The following is a 14,188-nucleotide window of genomic DNA, read 5'->3' as shown; positions in this document are numbered from 1 at the left end:
GGCCCGTATTCGGACCAGTTCCCAAAACGGATAGCTAGGCCGCGCGTTCCGTTACGGCAAGCGGGGTTTGCGGGCAGTCACCCGGCTGCCATGGGGCAGCTGGATGACCGCGGACTCACTGGGCGATGGCGGCGCCTTCGCTGCGCGGATCGGCCGCGCCCTGCCAGCGATCGCCCACGCGTTCGATCGCATTGGCCTTGAGCGGCATCTTGCATGCCTGGGTCTGGGCATGGCCCATCGCCACCAGCGTGGGGATCATCGCCTCAAGCCGGGTGCCCTGTTCGACGCAGACGCGGTCACCAGGCGCAAACAGCACGGGCAGGGCCAGCGCCTGCTGCGCGGTAAGGTGCCAATCGAGCACGCCGATCAGCGCGCGGATCACCTGGGCGGGGATCGTGGCGCCGCCTGCGGCCCCCACCACCAGGCGGATCTGGCCGTCAGGGCCGAACACCACGGTGGGCGACATCGAGCTGCGCGGCCGCTTGCCGCCTTCCACCCGGTTGGCGGTAGGCTGGCCATCGCGCAGCGGATCGAGGTTGAAATCGGTGAGTTCGTTGTTGAGGAAATAGCCACCGGCCATCAGCCCCGAACCAAACGCGCTTTCCACCGTGGAGGTATAGCTGGCGGCATTGCCCCAGCGATCCACCGTGACGAAATGCGAGGTGCCGAATTCGGGCTGCGGCTTGGCCGGAGCGAGCCGCGCAGTAACCCCGGCCGGAATCCCGGCGGAAACGTGGGGCAGTGCGGTCTGCGCCGAAATCAGCTGCGATCGCTGCGCCAGATAGGCCGGATCGACCAGGCCGGCCACCGGCACTTTGACGAAGTCGGGATCGGCCAGGTACTGATCACGGTCGGCATAGGCAAGGCGCTCGCTTTCTGCCAGCAGGTGCCAGGCCACCGGGCTGTCGGGCCCGAGCGCGGAAAGATCGAAGCGTTCGAGCTGGCCCAGCGTGGCCAGCACCGTGGTGGCGCCCGACGAGGGCGGCCCCATTGAGCAGATGCGATACTGGCGATAGCGGCCGCAGACCGCCGGGCGCGGCACGGCCTTGAACGCGGCGAGGTCTGCCGTGGTCATTGGCGCCGGGTTGACCGGGGCGGTGCCCACCTTGGTGGCGATAGCCTGGGCATTGCTGCCGGAATAGAACCAGTCGGCGCCATGGAGTGCCACCGCTTCCAGCGTATCGGCCAGCGCCGGGTTGCGCACGATCGCGCCCACCGGCAGCGGCTGGCCATCGGCGCCATAGAACAGCGCCTTTCCGGCGGGATCGAGGCCGGCGATATCGGGATTGTCGGCCAGGGCATGATAGAGGCGCGGGGTAATGGCAAAGCCATCGCGCGCGAGGCGGATCGCCGGGGCGAACAGCATGTGCCAGGCGAGCTTGCCATGTTCGGCATGGGCCAGCGCGGCCAGGCGCAGCGAGCCAGGCACACCCACGCTGCGCCCGCCGGGGCGCGCCTGGGGAAAGGCCATGGCCTGGCCATTCTTGAAGAACCACTGCGGCGTGGCGGCGGCAGGTGCCTTTTCCCGCCCGTCGACCGTATCGACCTGGCCGGCGGCATCGGCCATGATCAGGAAACCACCACCGCCGATGCCGGAACTTTGCGGTTCCACCACGGTCAGCGCCAGCATGGTGGCGAGCGCGGCATCGGTGGCCGAGCCACCCTGGCGCAGCATCTGCGCCCCGGCATCGGCCGCGCGCGGATCGGCCGCAGAAACCAGGCCCTGGCGGCCGACATCGGCCCCATCGGTGCGGCCCGGGGTGAGGGCGAGCGCGGGGGCCGGCGTGGTTGCCGTACCCGGTGTGGCGCCGGGCATGGTCTGGCAGGCGGCCAGGGCCAGCGTGGAAATAACCGCGAGGGAAGCGGTGGCAAGCGGGGAGAGGCTGCGCAAGGTCATGGCAGCAATGGCTATTGCGTCCCGACCGCCTCTGCAATGCTTGTCATGCCTTCGGCACGCACGCGGCGGGCCAGGCCGGTGATGATGTGCTGCGCCAGCCGGGGGCCATGATAGACCATGCCGCTGTAGATCTGGATCAGGCTGGCCCCGGCGCGGATGCGTTGCCAGGCATCTTCGGCACTGGCGATGCCGCCCACACCGATCAGCGGGATAGCCCCGCCAGTGGCGCTGCGGAACGCACGCAGCATTTCCAGCGCCAGCGGCGCGAGCGGCTTGCCGGATAGGCCGCCGGTTTCGCCGGCATGGGCCGAACGCAGGCTGGCCGGGCGAGTGATCGTGGTGTTGCTCACGATCAGGGCGTCGAGCCGCTTGTCCATCGCGATGCGGCAGATCGCATCGATATCGGACCGTTGCAGATCGGGCGCCAGCTTGAGGAAGATCGGCGTCTTGTGCGGCGCGCGCGCGGCGATCACCGCATCGAGCAGATCGCCCAGCGCACTTTCATCCTGCAACGCACGCAGGCCCGGCGTGTTGGGCGAGCTGATATTGACCGTGAGATAGGTGGCCAGTGGCGCCATGATCCGCGTCATTTCCGCGTAATCGGCCACGCGATCGACCGAATCCTTGTTGGCGCCGATATTGGCGCCCAGGATGCCGGGCTTGCCCAGGCGCTGGGTCAGGCGCCGGCTGACCACTTCGGCGCCGTGGTTGTTGAAGCCCATGCGGTTGATCACCGCTTCGTCCTCGACCAGGCGGAACAGGCGCGGGCGCGGGTTGCCGGCCTGGGGCCGCGGGGTGACCGTGCCGATTTCGACAAAGCCGAAATCCAGCCCGAACAGCGCGTCGGCCACTTCTGCGTTCTTGTCGAACCCTGGGGCCAGGCCGACCGGATTGGGGAACACGATCCCTGCCACGCGCTGCGCCAGCGCAGGCTCCGGCGCGGCGCGGCCGCCGGCCGGCGCCATGGCCAGGGCGCGCAGCGTCAGCGTGTGTGCGGTTTCTGCCGGCAAACGAAAAAGCAAAGGACGTGCAAGACGATAGAGCATTAACGGGCCATGCGTTGGGTGCGGTCGGGGAAGGGCTTCCTATTGCGGGCCGCGCGCGCGCCGCCAAGCCGCAAAACACGCTTGGCATGGTTTAGTGTCGTGAGGTGGGGCGAAAACTTTTCCGCTGTGGCGCGGATGCCACCGATTTTGTCGAATCCATACAATCAGGGAATCGACCTATCGCTTAGGTCCGCTTTGCGACCCGAAGGGCTCGGTGCAGTGATGTATCGGGTTCTCCACTTTACGGCGGCTTGGCCCTTGGCCCAGCCGCCGTTTTTTCATCCATTATCGAAGTATCGCTTTGTATTGCTTGACATGACAGTGGCTTGGATGGTCGCTGGCAGCCATGGGGCAATACGAAAGATCACAGTATCGGCAGCCGTTCCGGGTGCAGCGATGAACCATGCCACGGCGCCGCGGCACCCTGCGGGTATCGGCTTGCGTTCCTGGGGACGCACCGACACTGGCGGGGATAGCCTGACTCTTGATCACTGGCCCGCGCCGCCTGCCCTGGCGCCTTATATCGGCAGCTTTTTCCAGATATGCGGCGCCGATCCGCTGCAGGAAGACATGCTGCCGGCCGGCCCAGCCATGCTGGCGATATTCCTGCGCGGGGAAGGGCTGCTGCGGCTGCCCGGCGGCCTGGCCGATGCGAGCGCGCCGGCCAGCGTTATCACGCCACTGCGGGCCGCAGCGCGGATCGAGATTGCCGGGCCCTGGCACGTGTTCGGCGCGCTGCTGTCGCCGCTGGGCTGGGCGGCGCTGACTGGCGGCCTTTCCGCCTCGGAGCACGGCAACCGGCTGCGCGATGCGGGCGAACTGTTGGGCGGCGGGGTGCGCCGGCTGGCGGCAGACCTGTCCCAGGGGCACGGCGTTCGGCCCTTTACCCTGGTCGAACTGGTGGCACGCAGCGTGCCGGTACTGCAGGCGCGGCTGCATGCCCTGTCTGACGCGCACGTGCGCCTGGTGGAGGAGGTGCAGGCCTGGCTGGCCCGCGCGATGTCACCGGTGGTGGACGATCTCTATCGCGATGCGTGCTATTCCCCGCGCCAGCTGCAGCGCCTGGTCGATCGCTATTTCGGCCTGCCACCCAAGCAGCTGGCGCGGCAGCATCGCGCCCTGCGCGCCGCCGCGCTGCTGGCCGATCCCGCCACCACGCCGCAGCAGGCTGCCAGCGTGGCCGATCATTTCTATGACCAGTCGCACCTGATCCGCGAAGTGCGCCTGGTGACCGGGCGTACCCCGGCCCGCTTGGTCGAGCAGCGACTGCCCCTGCTGGATGCCATGCTGGGCCTGCATGCGCCGGCGGTGCGGCGGATCGGCGCGCTGGCGGGCGCTGCACCACCCACTACGCCGCCGTCCGCCACCCCGGCGTGATCCGGGCCAATTGGGCTGGGCGGGATCAGCCGGCCAGCGTGTGCGCGCCGATATCGGCCACGGTGCGTGCGCCGGTCAGCGCCATGGTCACGCGCATGTCACGCGCGATGAGATCGAGCAACTGGCCCACCCCCGCGCCACCGCGCGCCGCCAGGGCATAGATGAACGCGCGGCCCAGCATCACGGCATCGGCGCCGCTGGCCAGCATGCGCACCACGTCGAGCCCGGTGCGCACGCCCGAATCCGCCAGGATGCGCAGATCACCCTGCACCGCATCGGCAATGCGCGGCAGCGCCGCGACGGAAGACAGCGTGCCATCGAGCTGGCGCCCGCCATGGTTCGACACGACCAGGCCATCGGCACCAAACCGCACCGCATCGCGCGCGTCTTCCGGTTCGAGGATGCCTTTGACCACCATCGGCCCGTCCCAGAAGGCGCGGATCCATTCGAGATCCTTCCAGCCGATGCCGGGATCGAAATTGTTGCCGAGCCAGCCGATATAATCGCCCAGCGCCATGGGCTTGCCCATATAGGCCGAGACATTGCCGAGGTCGTGCGGCTTGCCGCGCAGGCCCACGTCCCAGGCCCAGGCGGGGTGGGTCATCGCCTGGATCATGCGCCGCAGCCCGGCGTAGGGGCCCGACATGCCCGAATGTGCATCGCGATAGCGCGAGCCGGGCAGCGGCATGTCGACCGTGAATACCAGGGTCTTGATGCCGGCGGCCTTGGCGCGTTCCAGCACGTTGCGCATGAAGCCGCGATCCTTGAGCACATAGAGCTGGAACCAGATCGGGCGCGGGCACTGGGCCTGTACTTCTTCGAGCGGGCAGACCGACACGGTGGAAAGCGTGAACGGCACGCCATGGGCAGCCGCGGCGCGCGCCGCCTGCACTTCACCGCGGCGGGCATACATGCCGGTCAATCCGACCGGCGCGAGCACGACCGGCAGGGCCATGTCCTCGCCAAACAGGGTGGTGGCAGTGGACAGCCCGCCCACGTCGCGCAGCACGTTCTGGCGGATGCTCAGCGCCTGGAGATCGGCCTCGTTCCGGCGCAGCGTGGTTTCCGCACCCGATCCGCCGTCGATATAATGAAACAGAAACGGCGGCAGGCGCCGCGCGGCCGCGCCACGGAAATCGGTGGGTGCGGAAATGATCATCTGCCTTGCTTCCTGCTGTGCCGTGTGCGGCGCGGCCGTTGCCGGCGGCCGTTCCTGGCGGCAGGCACTATCACGGCAGCGCCGCAATGGGGAGGGGGAGAACCTGCGGCGATGATCGATTGTGATTGCATGCAATCAAAAAGGGGCGCCGATGGCACCCCTTTCCGAAACCGCCCTTGCAGCCACGATCAAAGTTGAAAATCAGTGGCTTGCAGGTTGACGACACCATCCAGCCGGATCCAGAAATCCGACAGGCCATCGCCATTGGTATCACCCTGGACATAGGTGTTGCCGGCGGTCTGGATATAGCGCAACTCGCCCGCCACGTGATGGAATGCGCTGTTGCCGATCCAGGCAAAGGCATCATCGCCCACGGTATGGGTATTGGCATCCACCCCGATCAGCGAGATCAGGTCTTTCGAGCCGCGCGAGAAATCGGTGATGCGGTCGGCGGTGGAGGCCGTGTTGCCACCGAAATCGCCATCGCGGAAGATGAACTTGTCAGCCCCCGCGCCGCCGGTCAGCACATCGCGCCCGGCACCGCCGATGAGGCGATCGTTGCCCGCGCCGCCATCCAGCGTGTTGCGCCCGGCATTGCCGGTGATCACGTTGGCGCCGCTATTGCCGGTTACCACCAGGTTCTTGGTGCCGGTCAGCGTCACGTTGTCGACATCGGCGCCCATGGCGAAGCTGTGGTTGGAAGCCACGGTCACCACGTCGGCCAGGGCAAAGCCGATGCCGCCCAAGGCTTCATACTTGCTGGCATTGATGGTGATGCCGGTAGTGGCGTCAATCGCGGTGATGCCCGAACCGGCCAGCCCGGCCAGGGTATCAGCACTGAGCGCGGCGATCGCGGCGCCGGTGTCGACCAGCGTGATCGGGCCAGAGCCGATCAGCTGGATATTGCCGAGTTGCCCCGCCTGGGCTGCCGTGAGGCTGAAGCCGCCGCCCGAGACTTCCACGCTGTCGACCCCGTTGGCATCCATGGCCGCGAACACGGCCGGAGACAGCGTGGCGAGATCGGCGGCGCTGGCCGTGATCGTCACGTCGTCGGCCGCGGCAAGGTGCATCGTGCCCAGCGCGGTAAACTGGGCCAGCGACAGCACCAGCGCATCATCGCTGGCATCGATCGCGGTAATCCCCCGCCCGGCGAGCCAGGCCAGATCATAGGGCGAAAGGTTGGCGAGCGTCGCCCCGCTTTCGGCCAGGACCACGTCGCCGCCGGCAAAGGTGTAGTCGGCATAGCGATAGAGATCGGCCAGGCCGAGCGTGAGCGTGCCCTGGGTCACGGCGATGGCATCGATGCCATGCTGGCCCAGGATGGCGCGCGTTTCGGTGTCGAGGGCAAAGGCCTGCTGGGCAGTGAGATCGACCACGGCCAGGTCTTCACCCGCAACATACATGCCGCCCATGGCGCTCACTTGCGCCAGCGAGAGATGCACGCTGCCGTCAGTGGCATCGATCACGCCAACCCCGCGCGCGGCCAGTGCGGCCAGCCCTTCCGGCGAAAGCGCGGCGATATGCGCGCCGCTGTCCACCAGGCTGCGGACATCATAGCCCGCCAGAACCATCGACCCGAGCGCATCGTATTGCGCCACCGACAGGGCAAGCGGGCCGTTGACCTGGATGACATCCACGCCTTGCGTCGCCAGGGCGATCAGTTCCTGCGCGTCGTGTGCCGCCAGGGCGCTGCCGCTGACCGTGAGGCGCACGGTGACATCGGGATCGATCGCCAGGCCGCCCTGCGCCAGATGGTGCAGCGTGGCCAGATCGACATAGAGCGGCTCGCCCAGCGTGCCCACCATATCGACCCCGGCGGCAACCAGCGCGGCGATATCCTGGGCGCTGAGCGTGGCCAGGCTATCGCCGTTGAACCACAGCCTGACGGTGTCTGCGCCGGTCAATGCCACGGTGCCCAGTGCCAGGAATTGGCCATAGGACAAGGTGATCTGATCGTCGCTGGCATCGATCCGGGTGACCCCGCTATCGGCAAACGTGGCCAGCGTTTCTTCGCCCAGGTTGGCGATCGCCGTGCTGCTGTCGCGCACCACGACCGCGTCGCCATGGGCAAAGCCGATGCCGTCCTGCACCAGGCGCGACCAGCTATCGACGCCCACGGTGATCGCACCATCGGTGGCGTGGATCGTGGTGACGCCGCGCGCTGCCAGGTCATCGATCTGGGTGCGCGACAGGGCGGCCAGCGTTTCCGCGCTATCGGCCAGGGTCAGCACGTCGTCTGGTGCGATGCCCAGCGGGGCGATGGCGTGGAACTGCGCCAGCGACAGCGCCAGCACGTTGTCGGTGGCATCGATGCGGTCGAACCCGGCATCGGCCAAGGCCGCCAGTGCTTGCGGCGAGAGTGCCGCCAACGCGCTGCCGCTATCGGTGATCGTGGCGGTGCTGGCGGGGTTTATCGTCATGCCGGCGATGGCCTGGGCCTGGCTGACCGTGACGGCAAAGCCATGACCAGTGGCGGCAATGGCCGTAACGCCGGCGGCGCGCAGGGCGGCAATATCGCCCACCGACAGCGTGGCGAGATGCGCCCCGCTATCGACCAGGGTGGCGGGCAGATCGGCGGCAAAGACCATGCTGCCCAGCGCCAGGGCCTGTGCCACGGTCAACGCGGCACTCGCATCGGGCGTGCGCAGGATATCGATGCCCTGGCTGACGAGGTCGTGCAGTTGCGTGGGCGTCAGGGCCGAAAGCTGTCCCGCCGCGATGGCCAGCGTGACGCTGTCGCCCTGGGTCAGGGTGGCTGTGCCCAGCGCATCGAACTGCGCCTTGCTCAGCACCAGGGCATCGTTGGTGGCATCGATCCGGTCCACCCCGGCGGCGGCCAGGCCAGCCAGCGCCGTGGCGGAAAGGTTGGCCAGTGCATCGCCGGTATCGGCAAGGATCACCGTATCCCCGTCGGCAAAAGTGACGCTGCCGAGGGCCAGAGCCTGCGCCACGCTCACCGTCAGCGGGCCATCGCTCGCGTGGACCTGGTCAACGCCGATGGCAGCGAGCCACGACAGGGTTTCGGGGCTGAGCGCGGCAAGTGCCGTGGCGCTGTCGGCCAGGGTCACCGGCTGCCTGCCACCGACGGCGATCTCGGCCAGATGCAGGGCCTGCGTCTGCGCCAGATCGAGCACCAGCGCGCCGCTGCTGGCGCTGAGCGCGACTGCGCCAGTGGCATCGAGCAGCGCGATCGCGGTGGGCGACAGTGTGGCCAGGTGGTCTGCGCTGTCTTCAATGATGATCCCGCCGGACGACGTGGGGTAAGCGGACAGGGCAAGCGCCTGCGCCACGCTCAACGTGGGCATGGCCATACCCAGGTCGATCGCATCGATGCCATGGTCGGCCAAGGCGGCAATCTGCGCGGGCGAAAGGCTTTCCAGCGCGGACCCGGCAAGCGCCAGCGTCACTGTAGCGGCCGGGGCCATGACCATGCTGCCCAAGGCATCGAATTGTGCCTGGGTCGGCGTCAGCGTGCCGCCGGTGCTGGCCAGGATATCGACATGCATGCCGGCGAGGTGGGCTATGGCGGCGGCGTCGAGCGAGGCCAGCACGGCCGGGCTGAGAGTCAGCGTCACGCTGTCGCTGGCCGTCAGCGCCACGGTGCCATCGAGTGCCAGGAACTGGTCATAGCTGAGCGTCAGCGCATCGTCGGTGGCGTCGATCTGCCGCAGGCCGGCAATGCCCGCCTGGACCAGATAGGCCGGATCGAGTGCCGCCAGCGCCGCGCCGCTATCGGCCAGGACGATGCTGGCCGCGTCCACATCCACGCCATGGAGCGCATCGAACTGCGCCAGCGAAAAGGTGACTGCGCCCGGATCGGTGGCGGCGATATAGGCCACGCCCAGATCCTGCAGCCGGGCAATGTCAGCCAGCGAGAGGCTGGACAGGGCGGTGGCGCTGTCTTCCAGCACGATCTGGTCACCCGGCGTGAACGCGAGCGGCGCCAGCGCGCGGAACGTGCCGAGGCCAAGCACGATCTGATCATCGCTGGAATCGATCGCATCGACGCCTTGCGCCACCAGGGCGGCAACTCCGGCGGTATCGAGCGCGGCCAGGTGGACGCCGCTATCGACCAGGACCAGCGTGGCGGCCGGACCGACCGTGACCTGGCCCAGCGCGGCGAGTTGGGCCGGCGAAAGTGCCAGGACGTGGTCGGTCACGGCGATGGTATCGATGCCGTGCCCGGCGAGCGTGGCGAGCGCCGTGGCATCCAGCGCGGCCAGCGCGGCGCCGCTATCGGCCAGGGTCACGCTGTCACCCTCTGCCAGCACGACCTGGCCCAGCGCGGCCAGCTGATCGGTCGTGACGGTAAGCGTGCCCGTGGCCGATGCCAGGGTATCGATGCCCTGGCCGGCAAGGCTGGCCAGCATCGGCAGGCCGGCATCGTCCAGTTCGGCCTGCGTGGTCACCAGCGTTGCACTGGTGGCGCTGGCAATGTGCCCGCCATCGAGCGCGTTGAACTGCGCCCACGTCCATTCCAGCGCCCCTTGCGTGGCGCTGACCACACTCACGCCCTGGCCGGCCGCCTGCGCGATCTGGGTGGGGGAAAGCGCGTTGAGCACGCTGGCGTCATCGGCCAGGGTGAAGCCATGCTGCGTGGCAAAGGCCAGTCCCGCCGCAGCATCGAGCCGCGCCACGTCGAGCACCAGGGCATCGTCACTGACCATGACGATGACGCCATCCTTGGCCGAAAGCGTGGCCAGCTGCGCTGCCGTGAGAGCGGAAAGGGCCGCACCGTTGTCGTCGACGGTCAGCACTTCGTTGGCGGCCAGGCCGATCCCGGCCATGGCCACGGCGCTTGCCGCGTCGAGCGTGAAATGCCCTTCGACGCTGCCGACCGTGGTGACGCCCAGCGCGGCGAGGGTGGCCCATTGCGTGGGGCTCAACGCTTCCAGCGTGCTTTGCGCATCGTGCACGATCAGCGTGCTGTCCGGCGCCACCAAGGCGCCAGCGAGAGCCAACGCTTGCGTCGCATCCAGCTGCATCGCGCCGTCGCTGATAGCGATGCGGTCGACGCCCAGCGCCACCAGATCAGCGAGGGCCGTGGGCGAAAGGCCGCCAAGCGTTGCGCTGCTATCGCGCAGGGTGACGGTATCGGCGGCGGCCAGCGTCAGCCCGCCCAGCGCCTGCGCCTGGGCCACGCTCAGGGTCAGCTCATGATCGGTGGTGGCCAGGGCATCGACCCCGGCTGCGGCCAGATCGGCAAAGTCCTGCGCCGTAAGGGCGGCCAATTCGCTGCCGGTGGCCACCACGGTGACCAGGTCTGCAGCGGCGAGCGTGACGCCATGCAGCACCTGCGCCTGGGCCAGCGACAGGGTGAGCGCGTTGTCGGTGGTATCGATCGTGTCGATCCCTTGGGCCACCAGAGCGGCCAGCGCGGCGGCTGACAGGGCGGCAACATGGGTGCCGCTGTCGGCCAGGGTGAGCGTGTCAGTGGCAGAAATGGCCACGCTGGCCAGCGCGCCAAGCTGCGCCACGTTGAGATGCAGGGCATTGTCGGTGGCATCGATCGCGTCGATCCCGGCGGCGGCCAGCCCGGCCAGCGCCGTAGCAGACAGCGCAGCAATCGCCGCGCCGCCATCGGCCAGGGTGATGCTGTCGCTGCCGGTCAGCGCGATGGAGCCCAGCGCCTGCGCCTGGGCCACGGTCAGCGCCAGGGCATCGTCGGTGGCATCGATCACATCGATTCCGGTGGCGGCCAGCGCGGCGATCTCGCTTGCGGTGAGGGCGGCAAGGTTGGCCGCGCTATCGGCCAGCGTGATCGTATCGGCGGCGGCCAGAGTTACCACGCCCAGCGCCAGGGCCTGGTCGGCAGACAGGGTAAGCGCGCCATCGGTGGCGTGGACCGTATCGATGCCCAGCGCGGCCAGACCGGCAAGGTCAGCCGGGGTCAGTGCCGCGATATGGGCGGCCGTGTCGGCCAGGGTGATCGCGTCATCGGCGGCGAGTGCCAGGCTGCCCAGCGCCTGGACCTGCGCCACGCTCAGCGCCAGGGCATGGTCGGTGGTTGCCAGGGCATCCACCCCGGCGGCAGCGAGGGCGGTAAAATCCTGTGTGGTCAACGCCGCGAATTCGGCGCCGGTGGCCAGCACGGTGACCATGTCGGCGCCGGTAAGGGCCAGGTTGCCCAGTCCTTGGACCTGGGCCAGCGACAGGGTGAGCAAGTCATCGCGCGCGTCGATGGCGGTGAACCCGCGCGCGCTCAGATCGGCCAGGTCGGCCAGCGACAGCGCGGCGATATGCGCGCCGGTATCGACCAGCGTCAGTATGTCGCTGCCCGACAGGGTCGCGCCGGCGAGCGCCTGGGCCTGTGCGACGGTGAGCGCGAGGGCATCGTCGCTGGCGTCGATCGTGTCGATGCCGGCTGCGACCAGCGCCGCCAGCGCCGTTGCCGAAAGCGCCGCGATGCTGGCGCCGGTATCGGCCAGCGTCACGCTGTCGGATGGGGTCAGGGCGATGGTGCCAAGGGCCCCGGCCTGCGCGACAGACAGCGTAAGGCTGCCGCCCGTCGTGGCGATGCGATCGATCCCGGCAGTGGCCAGGGCCGCAATGTCGGCGGCAGAGAGCGCCGCGATATGCGCGCCGCTGTCGGCCAGCACGATGGTATCGCCGCCGTGCAGCGCCACGGCGCCCAGCGCTTGGGCCTGTGCCACGCTCAGCGCCAGAGTGCCGTCGGTGGGGTGGATCGTGTCGATCCCCAGCGCCGCCAAGCCAGCGATGGTCGCGGCGGAAAGCGCGGCAAGATGAGCGCCGGTATCGGCCAGGGTGACACTGTCAGCCTGGGTCAGGGCGATGGTGTCGAGCGCGTCGAGCTGTGCCACGGTCAGCGCCAGGGCATTGTCGGTGGCATCGATGCGGTCGATCCCCAGCTGCGCCAGATCGCCGATCGTGCCGGCCGCCAGCGTGGCCAGCGTGGCGCCGGTATCGGCCAGGGTGATCACGTCTGCCCCGGTCAGGGCGGTGCCGGCCTGGTCAACCGCCAGCGCCTGGTCCACATGCAGCGTCAGGACATCGTCGATGGCGTCGATCCGCGTCACGCCATGGAGGTAAAGGTCTTCCAGGCTCGTGCCGGTCAGGGCCGCGATCGCGGCGCCACTGTCGGCCAGAACCGCGCTGTGCCCGGTGAACCACAGGTTGCCGGCGACCACGGCCTGGGCCTGCGCCACGGAGAGCATCGGCTCGCCATCGCTGGGGCCGAGCAGATCCACGCCGGCCTGCGCCAGGGCGGCGATGGCAACCGGTGACAGGGCCTCGATCTCGGCAGCCGTCGCCTGGGCGATCACGGTGTTGCCCGGCGTCAGCGCCATGGTGCCCAAGGCGCCGATCTGCGCGAGCGAAAGGGTAAGCGCCCCATCGCTGGCATCGATCGCGTCGAACCCGGCCGTGGCCAGTTGCGCCAGTTCGGCCGGGGTCAGCGCGGCCAGGTTGCTGCCGGTATCGGCCAGGGTAATGCTGTCGCTGCCGGTCAGCGCCACGCTGCCCAGCGCCAGCGCCTGCTGCACCGTCAGGCTCAACGCGTTGTCGGTGGCGTCGATGCGGTCAATGCCGATGGCGCCCAGATTGGCGATGTCGGCGGCAGAGAGCGCGGCCAGCGCCGCGCCGCTGTCGGCCAGGGTAATCACGTCGCCACGCGCCAGTTCCACCGTGCCCAGACCCTGGACCTGCGCCACGGACAGGGTGAGGGCATTGTCGGTCGCGTCGATCTTGTCGATGCCGGCGTCGGCCAGCGCGGCAAAAGCACCGGCCGAGAGCGCGGCCAGGTTGCTGCCGCTGTCGGCCAGGGTGATCACGTCGCCCGCAACCAGCTCCACCGTGCCCAGCGCCTGATACTGCGCGACCGAAAGGGTGAGCACGTTGTCGGTGGCGTTGATCTTGTCAAAGCCCGAGGCGGCCAGGCCGGCAATCTGCGCCACGCTGAGGGCGCCGATGCTGGCACCCGTGCCCGATAGCGTGAGGACGTCGTTGGCGGCCACGGTCACGCTGCCCAGCGCCTGGTATTGCGCCAGGGTCAGCGACAGGACGTTGTTGGTTGCGTCAAGCTGGTCCACCCCGGCATCGGCCAGCGCGGCGATATCGCTGGGGGTGAGGGCGGAAAGCGCAGTGCCCGTGCCGGTCAGCGTTACGGTGTCGCTGCTGGTCAGGGCCACGGTGCCGAGCGCCTGGTACTGGGCGACGCTGAGGTTGAGCACGTTGTCGGTGGCGTCGATCCGGTCGATCCCGGCATCGGCCAGCGCGGCGATATCGCTGGCAGAAAGCGCGGCGATATTGGCGCCACTGTCAGCCAGGGTGATCACGTCGCCCGCGGCTAGCGTCACCACGCCCAGAGCCTGGTACTGGTCCACGGTCAGGCTCAGCACGTTGTCGGTGGCATTGATCTTGTCGATGCCGTTTGCCGCGAGGTTGCCAAAAGCGCTTGCCGACAGCGCCGCGATGGCAGCGCCGGTATCGGCCAGAGTGACGGTATCGGCCGCGGAATAGGGCGCATTGGCGTTGTAGGCCGACACGGTGACGTTGATATTCGCCATTTTCTTGACACCTCAAGGCGTTGAAAAGAACATGGCGTACCGCTGCCGCTTGCGCAAAAAGTGGCCGCCAGCTGTGTTGATCCGCCCGGCCAGGGCCAGGCGGCGCATATTCACGAGGTTCGGCGGCGGTTATGCAGAATCGGCTGAATCAACACAATATTGGCTGAAATCTGCTGATTGCTAA

The 14,188-nt window shown here is 68.5% G+C and carries 5 protein-coding genes; 1 reads left to right on the top strand and 4 read right to left on the bottom strand.

Annotated features, from left to right (window positions below):
• Positions 1-115: 115 nt before the first annotated feature.
• Together ggt and IP65_RS10060 are read right to left on the bottom strand one after the other, a co-directional pair.
• Positions 116-1,897, bottom strand: a complete 1,782-nt coding sequence (gene ggt / locus IP65_RS10065; RefSeq protein ID WP_054131628.1) for a gamma-glutamyltransferase — start codon at positions 1,895-1,897, stop codon at positions 116-118.
• A gap of 11 nt (positions 1,898-1,908) precedes the next feature.
• Positions 1,909-2,943 (bottom strand): quinone-dependent dihydroorotate dehydrogenase, encoded by a 1,035-nt coding sequence (locus IP65_RS10060; RefSeq protein ID WP_022677612.1) that lies wholly within the window; start codon positions 2,941-2,943, stop codon positions 1,909-1,911.
• Between the two features lie 438 nt (positions 2,944-3,381).
• On the opposite strand from IP65_RS10060, the gene IP65_RS10055 reads away from it, so the two are divergent.
• Positions 3,382-4,320, top strand: coding sequence for a helix-turn-helix domain-containing protein (locus IP65_RS10055; RefSeq protein ID WP_171797474.1), 939 nt, complete (start codon positions 3,382-3,384; stop codon positions 4,318-4,320).
• Positions 4,321-4,345: 25 nt separating this feature from the next.
• On the opposite strand, the gene lldD is transcribed toward IP65_RS10055, so the two are convergent.
• Together lldD and IP65_RS10045 are read right to left on the bottom strand one after the other, a co-directional pair.
• Entirely contained in the window at positions 4,346-5,479 is a 1,134-nt protein-coding gene (gene lldD / locus IP65_RS10050) for an FMN-dependent L-lactate dehydrogenase LldD (protein ID WP_054131626.1), read from the bottom strand.
• Positions 5,480-5,667: 188 nt separating this feature from the next.
• The gene (locus IP65_RS10045; RefSeq protein ID WP_054131625.1) at positions 5,668-14,004 is read right to left on the bottom strand and encodes a hypothetical protein; all 8,337 of its coding nucleotides are present in this window, start codon (positions 14,002-14,004) and stop codon (positions 5,668-5,670) included.
• Positions 14,005-14,188: the final 184 nt, after the last annotated feature.

The sequence above is a fragment of the Novosphingobium sp. AAP1 genome (genome assembly GCF_001295765.1).
In the GTDB taxonomy this organism is placed as follows: Bacteria; Pseudomonadota; Alphaproteobacteria; order Sphingomonadales; family Sphingomonadaceae; genus Novosphingobium; species Novosphingobium capsulatum.
This window is presented reverse-complemented; position numbering and strand designations above follow the sequence as displayed.